Here is a 22,832-nt window from a genome sequence, read left to right on the forward strand (position 1 = left end):
ATTTCGAGCGCACAGAGCCGCGTTCAACAATGAATCATGAACGTCAGGCGCACTTACCAATCAGTCAGGTTATATTTATTCCGCCCCTCACGACAGCACGGCACAGACGAAGAGGCATTCGGAATCATTCTAAAGACCGACGTATTGGATAACGCAAAATTTAGGGGATGACCAGCGAAAAATGATATTTATGTCAAAGTAGCTGACATATTTTTTTACTTCATTATCATTTTGCCTTCATTTTTTATCAACAATGTCATGGCGCTCATATTAATAGGTCCGAATCGGACTTATTAATATGAGACATGCGTCAGACCGCCCCCTCGCCGGTATCGCCTCAGATATTCGGGGACAACGGCATCGATTGACGCCGCCGTGATTCCCAGCGTATCCAGATTGGGAAAATCGCCCTTCGCCACATTATCATATTTCAGCAGCGCGACCTGATCAGCGGTCAGCGGCGGCCGTCCCGGCAATAGGGACATGACAGCCCCCATCGCGCGCATGACGCCGAACGGCACCGGCAACAGCAGGCATTTCCGTCCCGTAAATTCCAGAACCTTTTCCATCAGTTCCCGGAAACTGTAGACATCCGGCCCGGTCAGCTCGTAAGTCTTGCCCCGCGCCGCGGGCGTTTCAATGATCCGGACAATGGCGTCGGTCAAATCTTCGACCCAAATCGGCTGCATCTTCGATTCCCCGCCCCCGGCGAGAGGAAAAGCCGGCGCCAGGGACAGAATGCCGGCGAAGCGGTTGAAGAAGTCATCATCATTTCCAAACACCACAGACGGGCGAAGAATGGTTGCCTCCGGAAACTCGGCCTTTGCCAGCTCCTCACCGACGGCCTTGCTGCGGGCGTAAGCCGCTTCATGATCCTTTGAGACCCCGAGAGCTGACATATGTATGAGTTGAGCAACCCCGGCCTTGCGGGAGGCGGCGGCGATACGCTCCGCCGCATCAACATGCAGACGGCCAAAGTTCTGCGCCCCCTTCTCGAAAAGGATGCCGACAAGGTTGATCACAACGTCGGCCCCGGCAACCGCGCGTTCAACTGACGCCTGATTCCGGACATTGGTTTTAAAGCCGACAATCTGACCGACATTCCCCTGGGTCATCAAGGGCGCCGCGCTTTCGGTATCGCGCACCGCAATGCGGACCTGATACCCTTTGGCCGCAAGACGCCCCACCAGATGACGGCCGATAAAACCGGATCCTCCGAAAATGGTTATCAATTGACCCGACATTGTTTTTTCCTCTCGTCAAAGGCAGCGGACAGGCGATGTCCAATTTGTCCTGTTTTATGCCATTATCTACCCGCATAAAATAGGCTCGCCAAGAGCAAACCACAAAATTCTTTGAAAGTTTCGACGAAGTTAGTTGACATCCGTCCAACTGCTTTATATCAGAAGCAACGACGAGATGCCCAGGTGGCGGAATTGGTAGACGCGCTAGCTTCAGGTGCTAGTTTCTGTATGGAAGTGGAAGTTCGAGTCTTCTCCTGGGCACCAATTTCAGCATATATTTACGGTTATGCTCCTATCCTTCAGACTGCGCTGGCCGTACCGGAGGATGACTATGGCGATATATGTGCATCAGGGCGACCTGCCCGATGACGTCGATCTCGGCCCCGAGATTGCAATCGACAGCGAAACCATGGGCCTGCTGCCGCAACGCGATCGGCTCTGCCTGGTCCAGCTTTCCGCCGGCGATGGCAATGCCCATCTCGTAAAGTTCGACGGGAAAAGCTATGCGGCGCCGAATCTGTCCCGTCAACTGGCTGACCCCGAGCGGCTTAAAATCTTTCATTTCGGCCGTTTCGATATCGCCGTTATCGAACATTACCTCGGCGTGACCTGCACGCCCGTTTACTGCACCAAGATCGCCTCGCGGCTGGTGCGGACCTATACGGACCGCCACGGCCTCAAGAATCTGTGTCAGGATCTCCTCGGTATCGACATTTCCAAACAACAGCAATCCTCCGACTGGGGCGCCGCAGAATTATCTGATGCGCAGAAGGAATATGCGGCGTCGGATGTACTCTATCTGCATCGTATCCGGGAACAGCTTGATGCGATGCTCAAGCGCGAGGGGCGGCACGAGTTGGCCCGGCGTTGTTTCGATTTTCTGCCGACCCGCGCCCGGCTGGATCTGGAAGGCTGGCCGGAAACCGATATTTTCGCCCATAGCTGAATAGAGACAGGCCCGCTATTAACCTTGTGAAGAAGACGCAATTTTCTTATATATTGAGAGACTTCAGCGATGGAGTGTCAGCCCGGCCATAAGCACATCGGGAAATGTAACCAGACGACGGATCGATTAATGACAATTTCGAAGGAAGCGGTGACAGCCAGGGTTGATGAAAACCCGGATATCGTTGCCGCCCGGAAAGTCCTGAAAACGGAGGCGGAGGCGCTCCTGCAACTTCAGGATGACCTCGATGCAGAATTCGTCAAGGCGCTTGATTACATATTTGCCGCAAAAGGCCGGGTTATCGTCAGCGGCATGGGGAAGAGCGGTCATATCGGGAACAAGATCGCTGCCACCCTCGCCTCCACCGGCACTCCCGCTCAATTTGTGCATCCCGCCGAGGCCAGCCATGGCGACCTGGGCATGATCACCAACAATGATGTCGTCCTCTGTCTTTCAAATTCAGGCGGCACGAAAGAGCTGAGCGATATCATTGCCTACACCCGCCGGTTCAATATCCCGCTGATTGCGATCGTGGGAAAGGCCGACAGCACGCTTGGCCGACGCGCGGATGCTCTCCTGCTCCTTCCTGATGTACCGGAGGCCTGTCCCATGGGCCTTGCGCCGACGACCTCGACAACCGTCACGTTAGCGTTAGGCGATGCGCTGGCCGTTGCGCTTCTTGCCCGTCGCGGTTTCAATGCAGAGAAGTACCGGGTTTTTCATCCGGGCGGCAAGCTTGGCGGATCGCTAGTCAAGGTCGAAGACCTCATGCATACGGGCGATGCCATGCCGCTCGTCCCGGAGGGCACCCCGATGAGCGAGGCGCTGATCGAAATATCGGCGAAAAGTTTCGGCTGTGTCGGGATCTTGAGTTCGGAACAGGCGCTAATCGGCATTATCACGGACGGCGACCTACGCCGTCACATGGGTGCTGATCTTCTGGAAAAATCCGTCAGCGAGGTCATGACCAGAAACCCGCAAACCATCCGGCCAACTGCGCTGGCGGGGGAGGCGCTCGCCCAAATGAATTCTACGGGGTTTAACGGCATCACCTGTCTTTTTGTTGTGGAGAACGGCATACCAATCGGCGTGATCAGCGTCCATGACTGCCTGAGAAGCGGGGTTGTATAGAAGATGAAGCCCGCGGATGCCATACCACCGGAAGAAAAAATCTCGAACAAAACCCTGTCGGGCGCGAAGGATTTCCTTGGAACGCCATCGCTTGTCGAAGCGAAATTCAACGCCCGCTACAGCCATTTTGTATCCATTATAAAATTCATTCTTCTTGGGCTTGCAATCCTGTTGATTGGCCTTGCTTTTATCCTGCCAAATCTCGATCAGCCGGAGGGCTTCACCCTTGATTACGCTGATGTGACGGTTTCCGATGACGGGCTGACCATGAAAAACCCGCAGTATGTGGCCAGCGATATCAACGAACAGCAATATGTGGTGACAGCCGATACGGCAACACAAAAGTCGCCGACAGCGACCCTGGTTGCCTTGAAAAACCTCCAGGCCGATATCACCCTGACCAGCGGGGACTGGATTTCCATCACCGCCCCCGAGGGAGAACTCAATACGGAGACCGGCATTCTCGATCTTTATGGTAAAATCGACATATTCAGTGATAGCGGCAACCAGCTTGCCGCCAACTCGGCCCGGGTCGATCTGAAACAGCAAACTGTTGTGAGCCAGAACCCGCTCAAAGGGCATGGTCCGCTCGGCACGATTGAGGCCGACAGCCTTGCCGCAGACCAGATAACTGGTAACATACGCTTCGACGGCAATGTCAAGCTCACCATCAACCCCTGAACGGCCACGAAAGACCCCCTTATGAAGAAGCTGACCCATGGATTGAAATCGCTGCTTCCTGCCATTGCGCTGTCACTGGTGATCGGCCTTCCGGCAGCCATGGCGCAATCCCAACCCGGCGGCGGTTTTGACAGCAATCAGCCCATTGAAATCACAGCCGACTCACTGGAAGTTCAGCAGGCCGAGCAGATCGCTATATTTGAGGGCAATGTACAGGTCATCCAGGGCGAAATCCGCATGCGCGCGGCGCGGCTGATCGTTCATTATTCGGACCAAAAACAGCAAAATCAGGGGGAGCCCGCCAATATCCGCCAGATTGACGCCATCGGTGATGTTTTTATCTCCAACCCGCGTGAAACGGCTCAAGGTGACAAAGGCGTTTACCGGGTGACAAATAAACAAATTGATTTAACGGGAAATGTGGTATTAACCCAAGGTAAGAATGTGTTGCGCGGCGACAGTCTCACCCTCAATCTGGCCACCGGCCAGAGCCGAGTGGAAGGCGGAACGGGCACGAATGGAAACCAGGGCCGCGTGAAGGGGATATTCGTTCCTGAAGAAAAAGCCGGCGAGTAAAGTATGAAACACGGATGACGACAGGTATACAACCTCCCGATAATCGTCCCCGGCTGGTCGCCGAGAATACGGGGCTGCGGGCACAGAATATTGGCAAAGCCTTCAAGAAACGCCCTATACTCCGCGGGGTGGATATCACCGTCAACCGGGGCGAGGCGGTCGGCCTTCTGGGGCCGAATGGCGCGGGCAAGACGACCAGCTTTTATATCATTTCCGGCCTGCTACGCCCCGATTATGGCACGATATATCTTGATGGCCGCGATGTGACCGAACTGCCGATGTATCGCCGGGCGCGTCTTGGCATCGGATATCTGCCGCAGGAAGCCTCCATCTTTCGCGGCATGAATGTGGAGCAGAATATCCGCGCCGTTCTGGAACTGATCGAAACCGACCGCGAAAAACGCGAGGCCATGCTGGAAGGGTTGCTGGCGGAATTTTCCATCTCGCATCTTCGCCGCACACCCGCCATTGCGCTTTCAGGCGGTGAACGGCGACGTGTTGAAATTGCCCGGGCGCTTGCCGGCAAACCCAACTATATCATGCTCGACGAGCCGCTGGCCGGGATTGACCCGATCGCCGTCGGCGATATTCGCGATCTTGTTTCCCATCTCAAGGATCGCGGAATTGGCGTTCTGATCACCGAGCATAACGTACGCGAAACGCTTGATATCATTGACCGTGCATATATTCTTAACGAAGGACGTGTCATAAAAGAAGGCAATCCGTCGGAAATCGTGTCCGACGAAGGAGTAAGACGCGTTTATTTGGGGGATCGCTTCAATCTCTAGGCTACAGAGACTGACGGGATCGGGAGAAAAATGGCGCTAACGCCCAGACTTGATCTAAGACAGAGCCAGCAGCTTGTCATGACGCCGCAGCTGCAACAGGCCATCAAGCTGTTGCAGCTCTCTAATCTGGATCTCGCGGCATATGTCGAGCAGGAGCTGGAAAAAAACCCCCTCCTCGAACGGGCTGATAGCCTGTCGGGGGACGATGACTATCTGTCATATGATGAGGGAACCGATTTTGATAATGACGCGGAAGCGCCTCCTCTGGAAGAGTGGCGCGTCTCTGACGACATCCCTCTTTCCGCGGCCGAAAACACCGCAATCGATACTGATTACGATAATATCTATACCAATGACGCTGCCAATGATGCGCCGGGTGACAGCATCGCCGCGGATGCCGCCAATACGGGGTATCTCGCCGCCAGTACGGGAAGCGCCTCCTATTCCGGCACCGACCTCAGCCTTGAAAATACCTTGAGCGACGATCTCTCTCTCCAGGATCATCTGTCGCAGCAAATGGCCCTGCTTTCCCTATCGCCGACCGACAAGATAATCGCCGCCTATCTGATCGACCTGGTCAGCGAAGCGGGCTATTTTCTCGGCGACCTTCATGAGATTGCCGACAACCTGGGATGTCCGCACCAGCGTGTCTTTGAGGTGCTGGAGAAGCTGCGCGGACTTGAACCCACTGGCGTCTTTGCCGCCAATCTCGCCGATTGCCTCGCCCTGCAGCTGAAAGAAAAGAACCGCTATGATCCCGCCATGGCGACCCTGCTTGATCATCTCGAAATGTTGGCAAATGGCAATCTCAGGGGGTTGCTCGATATTTGCGGCGTTGATCAGGAAGACCTCGCCGAAATGATCTCGGAAATCAAGGCGCTGGACCCGAAACCCGGCCTGAAATATGGCGGCGAGGTTGCCCAAACGGTGGTTCCCGATGTGTTCGTCCATCGCCGTCCGGATGGGGGCTGGCATGTGGAACTGAACAGCGAAACCCTGCCCAAGGTCCTTGTCAACAACCGCTATCATTCGATTATCAGCAAAAAATCAGGCGGCCGGGAAGAGAAGGAATTTCTATCTGAATGCCTTAATTCGGCAAACTGGTTGGTAAAATCACTGGATCAACGGGCACAAACCATCCTGAAAGTGGCAACCGCCCTGGTGGAAGAGCAGGAGATGTTCTTCACACAGGGGATCGAGTTTCTCCGCCCGCTTAATCTCAAAACCATTGCCGAAGCGATTTCCATGCATGAAAGCACGGTCAGCCGGGTGACATCCAACAAATATCTGGCGTCATCGCGCGGGGTGTTTGAGATGAAGTATTTCTTCACCTCGGCCATCGGCTCCACCTCGGGCGGCGATTCCCATTCTGCGGCGTCCGTCCGCCACCGGCTGAAACAGCTTGTGGATGATGAGGCGCCAAACCGCATATTGTCCGATGACAAAATCGTTGAATTGATGAAACTTCAGGGGATTGATATTGCACGGCGTACCGTTGCGAAGTATCGTGATGCTATGAATATACCGTCTTCCGTAGAACGCCGAAGACTGAAAAAGCAGTTGATTGCTTCCTAGGGAGGGATGCAGAAAATGCAATCACCACGCCAAATCCCCATTTCATTTCGCGTGTATTGACATTGCAATACACAAAAACTATGGTCCCGCCCTCATATGGCTTTGAATGCCTGTGTGGCGGATTTTGGTCTCACTTCAGGAATGGATCTTTGTGATGCATGTGATTGTTAAAGGTAAGCAGATTGATGTCGGCGATGCCCTGCGAGAGCATATTGAAGCGAGCCTGGAAAATGGCGTTTCAAAATATTTCGACAATGCCATTGACGCCCAGGTCACTCTGAGCCGGAAAAATCATAATTTCCACACCGAATGCAGCGTCCATATCGGTTCCGGCATTGATGTCACGGCATCGGCCGACCATGCGGACCCTTACGCCAGCTTTGATTCGACCCTTGAACGCGTCGAGAAACAGCTTCGACGTTACAAGCGGCGTCTGAAAAGCCATCATGGCAAAGAGCGCTATCAGGCTAAGCTGGCCTTCGCCGCCCAGAGCTATGTTCTCGCCCCCGAACCGGAAGACGAACGGCCGGAAGAGGAAACGCAGGATGACTGGCAGCCCATGATCATTGCCGAAAGCAGCGCCGATATCCCGGATTGCTCCGTAGGGGAGGCCGTGATGCGGATGGACCTCGCAAACCTGCCTGCCATGATGTTCCAGAATTCCAAAACGAAGGAATTGAACGTTGTCTACCGGCGTCCTGACGGCAACATTGGCTGGATCGATCCGCGAATCGAAAAACCGGGCAAGTCGGTCTGACTCCCGTGCTTTTTGCCGTTATAATGACCTACTGGTTCAGCTACCATGGAAATTAGCGATCTTATTCAGCCGCATACGGTCTTTGCGGACGTGAAAGCTACAAGCAAGAAACAGGCATTGCAGGAGCTGGCGCGGCGAGCGGCAACGATTACCGGCTGCCCGGAGCGCGATATCCTTGATGTCTTAATCGAGCGTGAACGCCTCGGCACCACCGGGATCGGCAAGGGAATTGCCATCCCGCATGGAAAAATATCAGGAATTGACAAAGTGCATGGCATCTTCGCCAAGCTTAGCCACGGCGTGGATTATGACGCCATGGACAATATGCCGGTCGATCTGCTGTTTCTTTTGCTGGCACCGGAGAGTGCCGGTGCCGACCACCTGAAGGCACTCGCCCGGGTGTCCCGCACCCTGCGCGACAAGGGGCGATGCGAAAAGCTGCGCGGCAGCCATGACGCCGACGCTCTTTATGCCATCCTGACAGAAGAAGCGCCACAGCCAGACGCCCAGGCCAAGTCCTGATCCGCCGCTTGCTATTTAATTGATAAGAAACGCCTCGAAATCATTCTGACGTGCAACGACGAGCGCCGCCGCCGCTGTCTTTTCCTCACCAAGCCGCTGACCATTGGCCGCAAATATGCGGAAAACAATCGAGCCATTCTCCGTTACCGGGCGAATATAGGCCATATCCATTGATCCCAGCATTCCGAATGCCGCAGGACTCAAATGGCGAAGTGTGGCTTCCTGATATAACATTTCCAGAACTCCTTAACGCGACCCCATGAATATTAGTCAATAAATTCCGACGGATTGACCGTCTTCATTTCTTTTTTTGAATTTTTCCGATTAATCGCTATCTGACGGCTTTCGACTTTCGGCGTCGGCAGCTCCAGATCAATATGGAGCAAGCCATTTTCTATTTCGGCGCCTGCAACCTCCAGCCCTTCTGCAAGAACAAATTTACGCTGGAACTGGCGGGCCGCAATACCCCGATGCAGAAATACGCGGTCTGTTTCATCCCGTTGCTTACCATGTATGATCAGCTGGCTTTGTTCCAGCGTTATTTGCAAGTCATTTTCCGTAAACCCGGCAACAGCAAGGGTAATACGCAGGCGGTTATCACCCATCTGTTCAATATTATAGGGGGGATATCCGTCGCCCGATGTTTTTGAAAGCTGGTCAAGCATCTGCTCAAAGCGGTCAAAGCCCAGCATCAGCGGATGATTGAACGACAGGGGACGCGGCATCTGATTCCTCCTCCTTATGAGCGAGATGTCTGCCGACCGGTCACCGGCAGCAGCGGTGAATAGCCCAATAAGGCGTTATCGCTTAGTTATGTAAGGATTGTGCAGCGGGGCATCAAGGCGGGCTTTTACAATTTTAATACGCGGGGTATAACAGCCTCACATTTTCGACAAGAACAGGATAGGACGTAATGAGCATCGACCCGCAAAAGCAGGACTTGAAAATAGGTGTTGTCGGCGCCGGAGCCATGGGGCGCGGCATCGCCCAGGTATCCGCGGCAGGCGGCATGTCTGTCTATATCTTTGATGCAGCCGATGGCGCCGCCGCAGCGGCGCGGGATTTCATCGCCTCAATGATCGAACGGTCCGTCGAAAAGGGCCGCATGGACAAGGCCGAGGGAGCAAGTGCTGTCTCCCGTCTCAATGTGGCGGAAAACATGGAAGGCCTTTCCGATTGCGACGTGGTAGTGGAAGCCATTGTTGAGAATCTCGACATCAAGCAGAAAGTATTCCGGCAGCTTGAGGAAATTGTCCGCCCGGATACAATCATCGCCTCCAATACCTCCAGCATCCGCATTTCTTCCATCGCCTCCGCCTGCACACACCGCGAACGCATTGCCGGACTGCATTTCTTCAACCCTGTGCCGCTGATGAAACTTGTTGAGGTCATCAACGGTACGGATACGAGCGAGGAGGTGACCAGCGCCCTTGAAGTCATCGGCAAGCGCATGGGCCGTGTTCCGGTTGTCGTCAAGGATGCCCCTGGCTTTCTTGTCAATCTCGGCGGACGGTCCTACACAACCGAAGCCTTGCGGATTGTCTCCGAAGGGGTGGCAACGCCGTTTCAGGTGGACGCCATCATGCGGGAGGCCTGCGGCTTTCGTATGGGCCCGTTCGAGCTGATCGACCTCACCGGTATCGATGTCAATTTCCCGGTCAGCCAGATCATCTACAACGGCTATTTCCAGGACAAGCGCCTTTCCACCTATCCGCTGCATGAAAGCATGATGGAAGCAGGCCGTCTGGGCCGCAAGACCAAAGCCGGCTTTTACAAATATGAGGAGGATGGCACGATCCTCCGCCCCGAAGTTGATGAGAAGATCACCGCAGAACCGGCCCGCCGCGTTGTTCTCGCAGAACGCTCCACCGCACTTGAAACGCTGCTGCGCGACCTTGGCGTGACCATTCTGGCAGAAGATGACGGCAAGGCCCCGATCCTTGCCGATCCCATCGGCGAAGATTGCACCGCGCTCGCCGTTCGTCTTGGCATTGATGCCAAGCGGCTTGTCGCCATTGATACGCATACAGGTGTTTTTTCCCGGGCAACCATCATGGCTGCACCCGGTGTCAATGAGGACATCGTGCAATCGGTCATGGCCATGCTGAAGGCCGTCTCCGGCGGGGTGACCCGGATCAAGGACAATCCCGGGTTTGTCGCGCAGCGTATTCGCGCCATGATCGCCAATCTCGGCTGTGAAATGGCGCAGATCGGCGTTGCCACTCCGGAAGATATCGACAAGGGGATGAAGCTTGGTCTCAACTATCCCTTAGGCTCGGTCGAGCTCGCGGAACATCTCGGCACTCGCAATTGCCTGAAAATCCTCGAAACCATCCAGAAGNTCACCGGCGAGGAGCGCTACCGCCCGAGCCAGTGGCTGCGCCGNCGCGCCCTGCTGGATCTGCCGATCCACACGCCGGACTGATTGACGNCGGATATTGGNATNTCGNATGANGGAGCGCCCGTCTACTGGACGGGCGTTTCGNTTTCTTTCTGNTTGGCCATCTGNGCCATTTCTTCGAGCGCCCCGGCGGCATTTCCGCCAAGACTGGTTTCCACCGCCTGCATCATGGTGGCAATAACGGCGGCNGTAAAATGCTCACGCTCCACGCCTGCNGCNAGNCAATCCTGCAANGCCTTGTCGAGATGAGTGGTGATTATTTCNGCCGCCTTCTCCAGCTTGCTGCGGGTATCNNTGTCGGGCAGTGAAGATGCAAATTCGTCAGACACGGGCTTTCCATTTATTGTGATGATCATTGCCCTGACACATAAAGTCTGGANGCGNGAAGCGCAAACTTATTCCGACAANGGCGGCGCAGGACCCGGCAGAATGCCNCAATNANCCGNTTCATTAACAATTCGTTAATCCCNTATCGTCAATTATGACNANAANTAGCAGATGCTGNNCGCCAGCAAAGGGGAACTATGACCTGGATCAAGACTATCCCGCCNGANAANGCCGGAANCACCCTCAAACATCTTTATGANCGAGCAACNGGACCCGATGGAGAGATNGANGACATCATNAAGGCGCATTCCCTGCGCCCCCATATGCTGGAAAGCCATCTCAGCCTCGCCGGAAATATCCTGAANAACAATGCCAATGCTCTGGCCCGNTGGAAGCTGCTCATTGTCGGAGTTTATGTCAGNTATCTGAACGGATGTGANTATTGTGCGGATAGCTATTCCCGGCAGCTNCAGCCGCTGATGGATGCNNATACAGATCTGGAAAGANTCCATNCCGCCNTNAANGCCGATCAGCCGGANCAGGCTTTCGCTGGGGTNGATCTCGCCATNATGCTCTATGCCAACCTGCTGACAACGCGGCCCGACCGGATTTCNCTGCGCATGATTGANGAGCTTCGNCACGCCGGACTGGAAGATGGNGAGATTCTCGAAATCAANCAGGCCGTTGCCTATTTTTCATATGTCAACCGGACCGTTCTGGGGCTGGGCATTCAATAGGCCCNTATCCNNTCAGGATACNCGNCCTGAAAAAGTGAGGATCATCACATTTTCAGTCTCTGAAGGCTTGCGAAAGGNCGGATATCCTCATACCCTCCCCTGCCTGTTTTTCAAGAGGGAGCCTCCCTCTTTCCCCGTTGAGGTNTAAGAGGGTCCCATGGACAACACCGCCGTCATTGCCGCCCGTAATCTTGTCAAACGATACGGCCCCCTNGAAGTGGTCAAGGGGATAGATTTTACCGTTCCCANAGGACAGTGCTTCGGCCTTCTCGGACCCAATGGCGCCGGTAAATCCACCACCATGCGAATGATCATGGGCCTTGCCGANATNACCTCCGGCGANTTGACCGTNTTTGGTGCGTCCGCCTCNCATATGACACGNGAGGTNAAAGCAAANATNGGCCTGGTCCCGCAGGACAGCAATCTCGATCCNGACATCACCGTNCTCGAAAATCTTCAGGCGTTCGGTCGATACTTNGCCCTGTCCCCTGCTGTTNTCGCGGAACGCAGNGAACGNCTNCTCGATTTTATGCANCTCGGCGACAAACGGCATGCGCCNGTGCATGCNCTNTCCGGCGGCATGAAGCGGCGGCTGACCATNGCCCGNGCCCTCATNGGCAATCCGGAGCTGGTTATTCTTGACGAACCGACGACGGGCCTTGANCCGCAGGCCCGNGTGCTGATCTGGAAACAGCTTGGCGAGCTTAAAAAACAGGGGCGGACACTGCTNCTCACCACCCACTATATGGATGANGCGCAACGNCTGTGCGATCAGATTGTCATNGTCGATAANGGCACCGTCCTCGATCAGGGNACGCCGGANGAGCTGATCGCCCGACATGTGAANGGNTTCGTCTTCGAAGTGCAGAAACCGGCGCTGGCGCAATCGCCTGACAGCCGCTGGGATCAGGAAGATATCGGNGATTCCGTCCTNTATTTCGTGGACGAGACAGCCGAGTTTATTGCCGATCTGCCGGAGAATGCGGTCTATCTGCATCGCCCCGCNAANCTTGAAGATGTATTCCTGCGCCTGACCGGGCGGATATTGAGAGAGAATTAAACCGATGAGAATGCCGGAATTTGNNTATGTNCTGGCGGTCTGNGANCGTCAGTACCGCGTNTTCAGAAAACTGNTCGGCTCNTCGCTCGTCTCCAANGTGGCGAACCCGATCCTGTTCCTNTTNGCCTTNGGCTTCGGNATGGGCGCNTTTATCGACACCATGTCCGGNATGAGCTACCTGACATTTGTCGTGGCCGGCATGATCGGGTATTCGGCGGCCTTTACGGCCAGCTTNGAAACCTCTATCGGTGCTTTCACCCGGTATTTCCTGCAAAAGAACTGGGATGCCATTCTCTCAACTCCGGTAACGCTGACNGAATTANTGCTTGGCGAAGTGTTCTGGGCCTCCGCCAAGGCNCTTTTTTCCGCCATCTGCGTGTTGATCGTCGGCTGGATCTGGGGCGGNGTNCCGCATAGTTTCCTGCCGCTCTTGACNCTGCCGATCGTCTTTATNGGTGCCATCTGTTTTGCCTGCGCCGGGCTTGTCGCNACCGCCTATGCGAAGGGATATGAATTCTTCGCNTANTTCTTCACATTCTGGGTGACGCCNATGTTCGTCTTTTGCGGCGTCTTCTTTGAAATTTCGCGGTTTCCTGAGTTTATTCAGTATATCGCCTGGATATTCCCAATGACACATCTCGTTGCCGCNCTGCGGCCACTGACCGCGAATATNGGCATTGATGCNGCAGTGATCCTGCTGCATGTCGGGTATGTCATCCTGTTCAGCGTTGCGGCGTTCTGGNTTGCCCACCGCAGGCTGAAACAGCGACTTTACGACTGATCGTCAGCCAGAGGCCGGTTTACTGACCGGCCTCATGGGCGGCAAGCGCCGCCATATTNACAAGATCGGANACCGTTGCCCCGATNGGNACNATCTGCACCGGCTTCGANANCCCGACCAGCAACGGCCCNATCACCTTGCTTTCCCCCANNACCGGCATCAGCTTGGAGGCGATATTGGCCGAATGCAGCCCCGGCATCACNANAACGTTGGCCGGGCCCGACAGGCGGCAGAAGGGATAGAANCTCTGCATCAGCTCNGGGTTNAGCGCNACATCCGCGGAAATGTCCCCTTCATATTCGAAATCCAGTTCTTCCTCGTCCATCAGCGCGATTGCTTCACGTACACTGTCCGCAGTGTAATGCTTTGGATTGCCAAAATTGGAATAGGACAGCAGCGCAACACGGGGTTCGTGCCCAAGGCGGCGGGCAACTTCCGCCGTTTCCTTGGAAATCTGGACAAGTTCTTCGGCGGTCGGCAGCGTCGTCACCGTCGTATCGGCCATGAAAACGGTGCGGTCCCGGCCGACAATGACGGACACACCAATGACCAGCGCGCCCGGCTTCGGATCAATCACCTTCTGTACTTCCTTGAAGGCAATGTTGAAACGGCGAGTGATCCCGGTCACCAGCGCATCTGCATCGCCCATGGCAACCATACAGGCGGCAAAGGTATTCCGGTCCTGATTGACAAGGCGGGCGCAATCGCGCAGCAGATATCCCTTCCGCTGCAGCCGCTCATAGAGAAACTGATAATATTTCTCGCGGTTTTCCATCTCCCGGGCATTATAGATCTCAACACTGTCAAGGCCATCGACGCCAATCTCGGCCATTGTATTGCGCACTTCGCTTTCGCGCCCGATCAGGATCGGTATGCCATATCCGGCTTTCTGGAATTCAATCGCCGCGCGGATGACTTTTTCTTCTTCGCCTTCGGCAAAGACGACACGGCGCGGTGAGGTCCGCGCCTCATCCAGGATAAGCTGCAATGACCCGGCCGTCGGATCAAGGCGCGCCCTCAGGACATTCCGGTAGGCCTGCTCGTCAATGATGGGGCGCCGGGCAACGCCCGTATCCATCGCCGCTTTTGCCACCGCTGTCGGCACATGGCTGATCAGACGCGGATCGAACGGCACGGGGATAATATAGTCCGGGCCATAAATCGGCCGGTTTCCTTTATAGGCCGCCGCGACTTCATCGGGAACATCCTCCCGCGCCAGCTCGGCAATCGCTTCCGCCGCCGCGATCTTCATTTCCTCATTAATCGTCGTCGCCCGCACATCAAGGGCGCCGCGGAAGATATAGGGAAAGCCGAGAACATTATTGACCTGGTTGGGATAATCGGACCGCCCCGTCGCAACGATGGCGTCACGACGCACCGCGGCGATTTCCTCCGGCGTGATTTCCGGGTCCGGATTGGCCATGGCGAAGATGATCGGCTTGTCCGCCATGGAGCGGACCATTTCCCGGTTGACCGCATCTTTTACGGAGAGACCGAGGAATATATCCGCGCCCACCATCGCTTCTTCCAAAGTGCGCGCGTCCGTCTTGACGGCATGCGCGGATTTCCACTGGTTCATGCCGTCTTCACGGCCCTGATAAATCACACCCTTGGTATCGCAGAGGATGGCATTGTCATGAGGCAGGCCCATGGCCTTGATCAGTTCAAGGCAGGCAATCGCTGCGGCACCGGCCCCGTTCACCACCACTTTACAGTCCTGCAAAGTCCGGCCCGTCAGATCCAGCGCATTGATAATCCCCGCCGCGCAGATGATCGCCGTGCCATGCTGATCATCATGGAATACCGGGATATCCATAAGCTCGCGGAGGCGCTGTTCAATGATGAAACATTCCGGCGCCTTGATATCTTCAAGATTGATACCGCCAAAACTTGGCCCCAGCAACCGGATGCAGTTGATGATTTCATCCACATTCTCACTGTCGATTTCCAGATCGAAACAGTCGATATCGGCGAAGCGTTTGAACAGAACCGCCTTCCCCTCCATCACCGGCATGGAGGCCAGCGCACCAAGATTACCAAGACCCAGAACCGCGGTTCCGTTCGAGATTACGGCGACACGGTTTCCCTTGGATGTATAGTCATAAACGGCGTCAGGGTCGGCTTCGATTGCAAGGCAGGGACCGGCCACGCCCGGTGAATAGGCCAGCGACAGATCCGCTTGCGTGGCGACGGCCTTGGTCGCGACAATTTCAAGCTTTCCCGGCTTGCCTGTTGCGTGATAGCGCAGCGCTTCTTCATACTGGCTCAAATCCGGTTTGTCACTCATCGACCCCTGTCCCCATATTTCTCTAGCTATTCAGATTTCAAGTTAAAAATTTAAGATTAAGCAGTTGGCAAAATGGCCTGCTATGGTAGTTTTCCCCCATGCCTACCCTAGACAAAACCAAGTCGCAACCGAATAAATCGGTGACCCCTATGATGGCCCAATATCTTGCCATCAAGGAGGCGCATCCCGAAAGCCTTCTATTTTACAGGATGGGCGATTTTTACGAACTTTTTTTTGATGACGCAGAGGCGGCATCAAAGGCGCTCGATATTGCGCTGACAAAGCGGGGGAAACATGCCGGGGAAGATATCCCCATGTGCGGCGTACCGGTCCATGCCGCGGACGGCTATTTGCAAAAGCTCATCCGCAAGGGATTCAGGGTCGCCGTCGCGGAACAGACAGAGAGCCCGGCAGAAGCAAAAAAGCGCGGTTATAAATCCGTTGTCGCACGGGAGGTAATCCGGCTGGTCACCCCCGGCACCATTACTGAGGACAGCCTGCTGGATGCCCGGAGCCATAACTTCCTGCTCTCCCTCGCGCGTGCCGGTAAAGACCATGCCATGGCCTGGCTCGATATCTCGACCGGGGAGTTTTTCGCAGGCCCCATAAGGCTGGAAGACCTGCCTGCGCAGATCGCCCGCCTGCAACCGGGTGAAATCCTCATCTCTGACAAATGGCTGGAGGAAGAGGCTTTTGCCGAGCTGTTTGATGAATGGGGGAAAAGGCTGACGCCGCTCCCCTCCGTCCGCTTCGACAGTCAGAACGGGGAAAAGCGCCTGAAAGCTCTGTTCAATGTGGCAACACTCGATGCCTTCGGGGCGTTTGAGCGGGCGGAACTGGGCGCCGCCGGTGCGCTTGTCGATTACGTAGAGCTGACACAAAAGGGCAAATTTCCCCTGATCAAGGCGCCAGTGCAGATGGCCGCCGAGGATGTCATGTCGATTGACGCCGCGACCCGCCGTAACCTGGAATTGACCCGGACCATGAACGGGGAACGCGGCGGCAGCCTTCTCGCGACCATCGACCGAACCGTGACAGGCGGCGGGGGACGCCGCCTTGCGGCGGATATTTCCAGCCCGCTGACAGCCCCATCACAAATCAATCGCCGCCTTGATATGGTCAGCTATTTCACGGACAACACGACAAAACGTGAACGACTCCGTGACATCCTGCGTCGCTGTCCGGACACCGAGCGGGCCCTTTCCCGCCTCACGCTCGGCCGCGGCGGGCCGCGTGATCTTGCCATCATCCGCGACGGACTTGGGGAAACCGCCAATATCCGTGCCGCCATCGCCAGCGGCGATCTCGATGCCCTTCCGGAGGGATTGCAGCAGGCAAGTGAACAGCTTGGGTATCATTCCGAACTTGTGGAAGTCCTGAGCGCGGCGCTCGCGCCGGATGTCCCGCTGCTGGCCCGCGACGGCGGATTTATCGCCAAGGGCTACCGTCCCGATCTGGATGAGTTGCGGCTGCTGCGCGATGAAAGCCGCCGTCATATCGCCAATCTGCAAGCCACCTATGTGAAAGAGGTGGATATCCCCTCCCTTAAGATTCGGCACAATAATGTGCTTGGCTATTTTATCGAGATTACGCCCCGCTTTGTCGACCGGATGACAGAGAATTTCATCCACCGCCAGACCATGGCCAATGCCGTGCGCTATTCGACAGTCGAGCTTGGAGAGCTGGAAGATAAAATCTCCCGTGCGGCGGATCGCGCTCTCGCGCTGGAACTCGAACTTTTTTCCGAGCTGGTCGCCAAGGTGAGCGAAGCAGGCCCTGCCATTCTTGAGGCCGCCGAAGCCATCGCCCGCATCGATGTCGCCGCCAGCCATGCGGAGTTGGCGAGCGAGCAGTCCTATTGCCGCCCTGTCATTGATGACAGCCTCAGCTTCCGGATAACGGGCGGACGGCATCCAGTGGTCGAAGCCGCATTGAAAACCGGCGCCGAGGCGGATTTCGTTGCCAACGACTGCTGCCTTGACGAGGAGCAACGCCTGTGGCTGCTGACCGGGCCGAATATGGCCGGTAAAAGTACCTTTTTGCGCCAGAACGCCCTGATTACCATACTGGCGCAAATGGGAGCTTTTGTGCCCGCATCCTCCGCCCATATCGGCATTGTCGACCGATTGTTCAGCCGCGTCGGGGCGGCGGATGACCTGGCCCGTGGCCGCTCGACCTTTATGGTGGAAATGGTGGAAACCGCCTCCATCCTCAATCAGGCCGGGCCGCGCTCCCTGGTCATTCTTGACGAGATAGGCCGGGGCACGGCCACATTCGACGGGCTTTCCATCGCCTGGGCAACGGTTGAAAATCTGCATGAAGTCAACTGCTGCCGCGCGCTTTTCGCAACCCACTATCATGAACTGACCATACTTGCCGCACAGCTTCCGGCGCTTCGTAATCACAGTATGCGCGTGCGTGAATGGAAAGGTGATGTGATTTTCCTGCATGAAGTCGCAGAGGGCTCGGCCGACCGTTCCTACGGCATCCAGGTGGCAAAACTGGCCGGACTGCCCAAAACCGTGATCAGTCGCGCGGAAAGCGTTCTGAAGGCACTCGAAGAAAAGGATCAGGGCTCCGCCGCAACGCGCCTCGCCAATGATCTCCCGCTCTTTTCCGCCATCGTCAAAAAGGCCGCCTTTGAGGAGCAGGAAGCATTGCCATCCGCCGTTGAAACACGCCTCACAGAAATGAATATTGATGATTGCTCCCCCCGCGAGGCGCTTGCCCTTCTCTATGAGTTGAAAGATTTGGCAAACAAACGAAAATCTTCTTGATGACAAGAAACGCCCGGACAGGTAGCTTTCATCATACACAGCGCTCAATCGGGCAAAAAAAGAAAAGGGAGAATATGAATGTTCGATATGACAGGCAAGAATGTCATCATCACCGGATCCAGCAAGGGAATTGGCAAGGCGATTGCGCATCGCATGGCAGAGGCAGGCGCCCAAGTCACCATTTCCAGCCGCAAGGAAGATCTCTGCCAGCAAGTGGCCAAGGAGATAAATGACAGCCTGCCTCAAGGATGTGCGGGCAAGGCATTCTCCATTCCCTGCAATATCAACTCGAAGGAATCATTGCAGCATCTGGTGGATGAGGCTCACAAGCAGCTGGGTGATATCCACGTCCTTGTCTGCAACGCGGCGCTGAACCCCTTCTTCGGCTCCTCCATGGATATTCCCGATGATGCCTTCGACAAGATCATGAGCGCCAATATCAAATCCAACCACTGGCTTTGCAATATGGTGCTGCCGGAAATGAAGGCGCGCAAAGACGGGGCAATCATCATTATTTCCTCCATTGGCGGTGTGCGCGGCAATCCGGTTCTTGGCGCCTACAGCATTTCCAAGGCGGCGGATATGCAGCTTGTGCGCAACCTCGCCGTTGAGCATGGGGCGGACAATATCCGCGTCAATGCCATCGCGCCCGGCCTGATCCAGACCAACTTCGCCCGCGCCCTGTGGGAGGATGAAGAAATTCTCGGACGCGCCACGTCCCGCGCACCGTTGAAACGTATCGGCCAGCCGGACGAGATTGCCGGCGCCGCCATCATGATGGCATCCAAGGCGGGAACGTTCCTCACCGGGCAAACCCTTGTCATTGACGGTGGACAGACGATCGCCTGAACCTTCAGGCCACGTTCAGCGGGAAGATTTCTGACGTTTGCGGCGGTGATAGGTCAGCGCGGAACGGATGAAATCTTCCAGCAGTTCCCTCGGCGCCTCGTCATCGGGGCCAAACAGCAGCGCCCGGGTTCCGCTGTAATGAAACGCATCGGGATAACTTTCTCTGAACTCGTTAATCAATGTTGTCCCGCAATGAACGTAAAGGCCGTAATGGCCATCGGTCTTCGCCGGGGCGATCCGCAAGGGTGTTCCGATTTTACCGCTTGCGCTATAACTAGGCTCACCCCATTTGAGGGTTTCGGTTATTTCAAGGCCGTCCATGCCTCTCGCTGTCTCCAGGATCAGCCAGCGCAAACGCAGCAGTTTTAGCCTGACAGCCTGAGGATAGGACTTGAAAACAGCAGCAACGGACAAATCCTGAATTTCTGTGGGGTCCATGGTTGCTCCTTTGGCGGCCAGTAAGCCCTGTATGTCGGACAGCAACATATTTTCGGGCATTCATCGTCATTTTTTGCTAAAAGCTGTCAACGGAGTTTATGAGGCTGTATGCCGCAAGGCAAGAACAGCCGGTTATCTGGATGTTATATGGAAAAAATTCCGAATCGTAAGGAAATCATCGACCGTCGCGCCCTGGTGCAGGCAATTGCCGCAATTGCGGAGACGCAATCTCCCGCCGGGTTTGAATTTCGCCGTGACCTCCTCGGCCTGCTAAAAAAGACGCTCGACGACGGCAATAAGGTGATAGAGACGCGCTTCATGCAGTCCAGCAAAGGCCGGGCGATGATGTATGCCCAGTGCTTTCTGGTCGACCAGCTGATCCGCACCATCTTCGATGTGGCCACCCAGTATGTCTATCGGCTGAGCAACCCGACACCTGAGGAAAAGCTGTCTCTGGTGGCTGTCGGCGGATACGGGCGCGGAGAACTCGCCCCTTACTCCGATGTGGACCTGCTGTTTCTCTATCCCTACAAACGGACCCCCTGGAGCGAGCAGGTCATCGAATTTGTCCTCTATATGCTGTGGGACCTTGGCCTTAAAGTCGGTCATTCCACCCGCAATGTGAATGAATGTATCCGCCTCGCCAAAAAGGACACCACCATCCAGACCGCCCTACTGGAGGCGCGCTATGTCTGGGGCGACCAGGAAATGTTCCGGGAAATGTACCGCAAATACATGAAGGAAGTCGTCGTCGGCCACAGCCGGGAATTCATCGAAGCCAAATTGCAGGAGCGGAAAGAGCGTCATGAGCGCTTTGGCAATTCCCGTTATCTTGTTGAACCAAACATCAAGGAAGGCAAGGGTGGCCTCCGGGATCTGCAAACGCTTTTCTGGATTGCAAAGTTTGTTCATGGTACGACCGATATCTCCAAAATGGTTGGTCTCGGCGTTTTTACGGAGAAAGAACGGCGCAAGCTGACCAAGGCGTCAAACTTCCTGCGCTCTATCCGCTGTCATCTGCATTATCTGACATGCCGCCCGGAAGAACGCATCACTTTCGATGTCCAGACTGAACTTGCCAACCGGCTGCATTACAAGGATCATGCGGGTTCGCGCGGCGTCGAACGGTTCATGAAGCATTATTATCTCGTCGCCAAGGATGTCGGCGATTTGACCCGCATCTTTTGCGCCAAGCTGGAAGCGGAGCAGCAGAAGAAAAGCCGCCTCGCCATTCCGCGCCTCGGTCTCGCAAGGCGCAAGCTGAAAGGCTATATTGTCGAGGGGGGGCGGATCAATGTTGCCGAAGAGGATGACTTCAAAAATGATCCCGTCAAGATGCTGGAAATGTTCCATCTGGCGCAGGAACGGGAACTTGACGTCCATCCGAACGCGTTGCGCCTGATCCGTCAGGATCTGCGGCTGATCAACCGCGGCGTCCGGAATAATCCCACGGCCAACCGGCTGTTCCTTGACATGATGACCAGTCACAAGGACCCGGAAACCACTCTGCGGCGGCTCAACGAGGCCGGTGTCTTTGGCAAGTTTATTCCTGATTTCGGGCGTGTCGTCGCCCAGATGCAGCATGATATGTATCATGTCTACACGGTGGATGAACATACGATCCGCGCCATCGGCATCATCTCGCAGATCGAGCGGGGCATGTTGAAGGAAGACCATCCGCTGTCTCACAATATCATGCCGAAAATAACCTCGCGCAACATCCTTTATTGTGCTGTGCTGATCCATGATATTGCCAAGGGACGCGGCGGGGATCATTCCATTCTCGGCGCCGAAGTCGCGATGAAACTCTGCCCGCGGCTCGGCCTATCCCCCTCGGAAACAGAAACGGTTGCCTGGCTCGTGCGGCATCATCTTGTCTTCAGCAGCTTTGCATTCAAGCGCGACATTTCCGATCCGAAAACGGTCGAGGATTTCGTCAAGATCATCCAGAGTCCGGAACGGCTCCGCCTGCTTCTGGTGCTGACCGTGGCCGACATCCGCGCCGTTGGTCCCAATGTCTGGAATGGCTGGAAAGGTCAGCTCCTGCGCGAGCTTTATTACGCCAGTGAAAATGCGCTGACCGGCGGGCATATATCGGAAGGCCGGGGTGAACGGGCCAAGCATTATCAGGAAGAACTCCGCAGCCGTCTGACGAACTGGCAGGAACAGGACATCAATGCCCATATCGACCGTTTCTACCAGTCTTACTGGATTGCGACCAGTAGCGATGATCGCGTCTCCCATGCCGAGCTGATGCGCAAGGCGGACAAGGAGGGTGCGCTCTTCACCGTCACTTCAAAAAGCGACCCTTTCCGCTCCATCACTGAGGTGATCATCTATACAGCCGACCATCCGGGCCTGTTCTCGCGTATTGCCGGCGCAATGTCTATCAGCGGCGCCAACATCGTCGATGCAAAGATTCATACCACCACCGACGGGATGGCGCTGGATACCTTCTTCATTCAGGATGCGCAAGGACAGGTCTACGACCAGCGCGGGCGTATGAAAAAGCTGCGCCAGGCGATTGAAGATACCCTGAAAGGCACCCGCAAACCGCATCTTGAACTGATCGACCGGCGCGACTCCAGCCTGCCGAGCCGGACCGAGGTGTTTACCGTCCAGCCGACCGTCATTCTCGACAATATGGCGTCCAATACCCATACGGTGATCGAAGTGCGCGGCCGGGACCGGCCCGGCCTGCTGGCGCATCTGACCCGCACTCTGTTCAGCCTGTCCCTGTCCATATCCTCGGCGCATATCGCCACTTATGGCGAGCGGGCAGTTGACGTCTTTTATGTCAAGGACAGCTTCGGTCTCAAAATCACCAATAAGGTAAAACTCGCAAATATCGAAAAGAAACTCCTCGCCGCCCTGTCGGACGAGCAGGAAAGGCAGAAAAAAACGGCGGCGGCCAAAAAGACCGCCAGCGTCGGAAGCTGATGGGCATTTCAAATC

General features: G+C 55.6%; 19 protein-coding genes and 1 tRNA gene. 15 read left to right on the forward strand and 5 right to left on the reverse strand.

Going from position 1 to position 22,832, the window contains the following annotated elements:
* Positions 1-293: 293 nt before the first annotated feature.
* Positions 294-1,244, reverse strand: a complete 951-nt coding sequence (locus tag CMN55_RS07770) for a complex I NDUFA9 subunit family protein (protein WP_293949121.1) — start codon at positions 1,242-1,244, stop codon at positions 294-296.
* A gap of 177 nt (positions 1,245-1,421) precedes the next feature.
* Between CMN55_RS07770 and CMN55_RS07775 the strand changes: the two genes are divergently transcribed.
* The 9 genes from CMN55_RS07775 to ptsN all read left to right on the forward strand — a co-directional run bounded on the left by CMN55_RS07775 (position 1,422) and on the right by ptsN (position 8,220).
* Positions 1,422-1,508, forward strand: a tRNA-Leu gene (locus CMN55_RS07775).
* 67 nt (positions 1,509-1,575) lie between these two features.
* Complete coding sequence (locus CMN55_RS07780) at positions 1,576-2,190, forward strand: ribonuclease D (RefSeq protein ID WP_293949122.1); 615 nt, start codon at positions 1,576-1,578, stop codon at positions 2,188-2,190.
* 129 nt (positions 2,191-2,319) lie between these two features.
* Entirely contained in the window at positions 2,320-3,321 is a 1,002-nt protein-coding gene (locus CMN55_RS07785; RefSeq protein ID WP_293949123.1) for a KpsF/GutQ family sugar-phosphate isomerase, read from the forward strand.
* A gap of 3 nt (positions 3,322-3,324) precedes the next feature.
* Positions 3,325-4,002 (forward strand): LPS export ABC transporter periplasmic protein LptC, encoded by a 678-nt coding sequence (gene lptC / locus CMN55_RS07790; protein ID WP_293949125.1) that lies wholly within the window; start codon positions 3,325-3,327, stop codon positions 4,000-4,002.
* 21 nt (positions 4,003-4,023) lie between these two features.
* Positions 4,024-4,578: a lipopolysaccharide transport periplasmic protein LptA gene (gene lptA, locus CMN55_RS07795; RefSeq protein ID WP_293949127.1), complete on the forward strand. Its 555-nt coding sequence runs from the start codon at positions 4,024-4,026 to the stop codon at positions 4,576-4,578.
* 14 nt (positions 4,579-4,592) lie between these two features.
* Positions 4,593-5,366: an LPS export ABC transporter ATP-binding protein gene (gene lptB / locus CMN55_RS07800; protein ID WP_293949129.1), complete on the forward strand. Its 774-nt coding sequence runs from the start codon at positions 4,593-4,595 to the stop codon at positions 5,364-5,366.
* 30 nt (positions 5,367-5,396) lie between these two features.
* The gene (gene rpoN, locus CMN55_RS07805; RefSeq protein ID WP_293949131.1) at positions 5,397-6,941 is read left to right on the forward strand and encodes an RNA polymerase factor sigma-54; all 1,545 of its coding nucleotides are present in this window, start codon (positions 5,397-5,399) and stop codon (positions 6,939-6,941) included.
* A gap of 154 nt (positions 6,942-7,095) precedes the next feature.
* A complete protein-coding gene (hpf, locus tag CMN55_RS07810; protein WP_293949640.1) occupies positions 7,096-7,698 on the forward strand; it encodes a ribosome hibernation-promoting factor, HPF/YfiA family in 603 nt (200 codons plus the stop codon).
* Between the two features lie 45 nt (positions 7,699-7,743).
* Complete coding sequence (gene ptsN / locus CMN55_RS07815) at positions 7,744-8,220, forward strand: PTS IIA-like nitrogen regulatory protein PtsN (protein WP_293949133.1); 477 nt, start codon at positions 7,744-7,746, stop codon at positions 8,218-8,220.
* A 15-nt stretch (positions 8,221-8,235) separates the two neighbouring features.
* On the opposite strand, the gene CMN55_RS07820 is transcribed toward ptsN, so the two are convergent.
* Together CMN55_RS07820 and CMN55_RS07825 are read right to left on the reverse strand one after the other, a co-directional pair.
* Positions 8,236-8,385, reverse strand: a complete 150-nt coding sequence (locus tag CMN55_RS07820; protein WP_293949135.1) for a hypothetical protein — start codon at positions 8,383-8,385, stop codon at positions 8,236-8,238.
* A gap of 101 nt (positions 8,386-8,486) precedes the next feature.
* On the reverse strand, positions 8,487-8,945 hold the full coding sequence (locus tag CMN55_RS07825) for an Hsp20 family protein (protein WP_293949137.1): 459 nt from the start codon (positions 8,943-8,945) through the stop codon (positions 8,487-8,489).
* Positions 8,946-9,133: 188 nt separating this feature from the next.
* Between CMN55_RS07825 and CMN55_RS07830 the strand changes: the two genes are divergently transcribed.
* The 3 genes from CMN55_RS07830 (at position 9,134) to CMN55_RS07835 (ending at position 13,526) form a co-directional block, all read left to right on the forward strand.
* Positions 9,134-10,645: a 3-hydroxyacyl-CoA dehydrogenase gene (locus CMN55_RS07830; protein ID WP_293949139.1), complete on the forward strand. Its 1,512-nt coding sequence runs from the start codon at positions 9,134-9,136 to the stop codon at positions 10,643-10,645.
* 1,197 nt (positions 10,646-11,842) lie between these two features.
* A complete protein-coding gene (locus CMN55_RS17125) occupies positions 11,843-12,745 on the forward strand; it encodes an ABC transporter ATP-binding protein (protein ID WP_366931989.1) in 903 nt (300 codons plus the stop codon).
* Between the two features lie 10 nt (positions 12,746-12,755).
* Entirely contained in the window at positions 12,756-13,526 is a 771-nt protein-coding gene (locus tag CMN55_RS07835; RefSeq protein WP_293949141.1) for an ABC transporter permease, read from the forward strand.
* Between the two features lie 19 nt (positions 13,527-13,545).
* On the opposite strand, the gene CMN55_RS07840 is transcribed toward CMN55_RS07835, so the two are convergent.
* Positions 13,546-15,813 (reverse strand): NADP-dependent malic enzyme, encoded by a 2,268-nt coding sequence (locus CMN55_RS07840; protein WP_293949143.1) that lies wholly within the window; start codon positions 15,811-15,813, stop codon positions 13,546-13,548.
* Between the two features lie 149 nt (positions 15,814-15,962).
* On the opposite strand from CMN55_RS07840, the gene mutS reads away from it, so the two are divergent.
* The gene (gene mutS, locus CMN55_RS07845) at positions 15,963-18,590 is read left to right on the forward strand and encodes a DNA mismatch repair protein MutS (RefSeq protein WP_293949144.1); all 2,628 of its coding nucleotides are present in this window, start codon (positions 15,963-15,965) and stop codon (positions 18,588-18,590) included.
* A 78-nt stretch (positions 18,591-18,668) separates the two neighbouring features.
* On the forward strand, positions 18,669-19,439 hold the full coding sequence (locus CMN55_RS07850) for an SDR family NAD(P)-dependent oxidoreductase (protein WP_293949145.1): 771 nt from the start codon (positions 18,669-18,671) through the stop codon (positions 19,437-19,439).
* Positions 19,440-19,454: 15 nt separating this feature from the next.
* On the opposite strand, the gene CMN55_RS07855 is transcribed toward CMN55_RS07850, so the two are convergent.
* Positions 19,455-19,877, reverse strand: a complete 423-nt coding sequence (locus CMN55_RS07855) for a DUF1801 domain-containing protein (protein ID WP_293949147.1) — start codon at positions 19,875-19,877, stop codon at positions 19,455-19,457.
* 147 nt (positions 19,878-20,024) lie between these two features.
* Here CMN55_RS07855 and CMN55_RS07860 point away from each other — a divergent pair, with 147 nt between their 5' ends.
* Positions 20,025-22,817 (forward strand): [protein-PII] uridylyltransferase, encoded by a 2,793-nt coding sequence (locus CMN55_RS07860; RefSeq protein ID WP_293949149.1) that lies wholly within the window; start codon positions 20,025-20,027, stop codon positions 22,815-22,817.
* The last annotated feature ends 15 nt before the right edge of the window (positions 22,818-22,832 follow it).

Source organism: Sneathiella sp. (assembly GCF_002694385.1).
Classification (GTDB): domain Bacteria; phylum Pseudomonadota; class Alphaproteobacteria; order Sneathiellales; family Sneathiellaceae; genus Sneathiella.

What these genes read in the sequence shown, in the direction of transcription:
- CMN55_RS07770 (WP_293949121.1), bottom strand. Translation starts at nt 1,244, where the DNA reads ATGTCGGGTCAATTGATAACCATTTTCGGAGGATCCGGTTTTATCGGC.
- CMN55_RS07780 (WP_293949122.1), top strand. Translation starts at nt 1,576, where the DNA reads ATGGCGATATATGTGCATCAGGGCGACCTGCCCGATGACGTCGATCTC.
- CMN55_RS07785 (WP_293949123.1), top strand. Translation starts at nt 2,320, where the DNA reads ATGACAATTTCGAAGGAAGCGGTGACAGCCAGGGTTGATGAAAACCCG.
- lptC (WP_293949125.1), top strand. Translation starts at nt 3,325, where the DNA reads ATGAAGCCCGCGGATGCCATACCACCGGAAGAAAAAATCTCGAACAAA.
- lptA (WP_293949127.1), top strand. Translation starts at nt 4,024, where the DNA reads ATGAAGAAGCTGACCCATGGATTGAAATCGCTGCTTCCTGCCATTGCG.
- lptB (WP_293949129.1), top strand. Translation starts at nt 4,593, where the DNA reads ATGACGACAGGTATACAACCTCCCGATAATCGTCCCCGGCTGGTCGCC.
- rpoN (WP_293949131.1), top strand. Translation starts at nt 5,397, where the DNA reads ATGGCGCTAACGCCCAGACTTGATCTAAGACAGAGCCAGCAGCTTGTC.
- hpf (WP_293949640.1), top strand. Translation starts at nt 7,096, where the DNA reads ATGCATGTGATTGTTAAAGGTAAGCAGATTGATGTCGGCGATGCCCTG.
- ptsN (WP_293949133.1), top strand. Translation starts at nt 7,744, where the DNA reads ATGGAAATTAGCGATCTTATTCAGCCGCATACGGTCTTTGCGGACGTG.
- CMN55_RS07820 (WP_293949135.1), bottom strand. Translation starts at nt 8,385, where the DNA reads ATGGCCTATATTCGCCCGGTAACGGAGAATGGCTCGATTGTTTTCCGC.
- CMN55_RS07825 (WP_293949137.1), bottom strand. Translation starts at nt 8,945, where the DNA reads ATGCCGCGTCCCCTGTCGTTCAATCATCCGCTGATGCTGGGCTTTGAC.
- mutS (WP_293949144.1), top strand. Translation starts at nt 15,963, where the DNA reads ATGATGGCCCAATATCTTGCCATCAAGGAGGCGCATCCCGAAAGCCTT.
- CMN55_RS07850 (WP_293949145.1), top strand. Translation starts at nt 18,669, where the DNA reads ATGTTCGATATGACAGGCAAGAATGTCATCATCACCGGATCCAGCAAG.
- CMN55_RS07855 (WP_293949147.1), bottom strand. Translation starts at nt 19,877, where the DNA reads ATGGACCCCACAGAAATTCAGGATTTGTCCGTTGCTGCTGTTTTCAAG.
- CMN55_RS07860 (WP_293949149.1), top strand. Translation starts at nt 20,025, where the DNA reads ATGGAAAAAATTCCGAATCGTAAGGAAATCATCGACCGTCGCGCCCTG.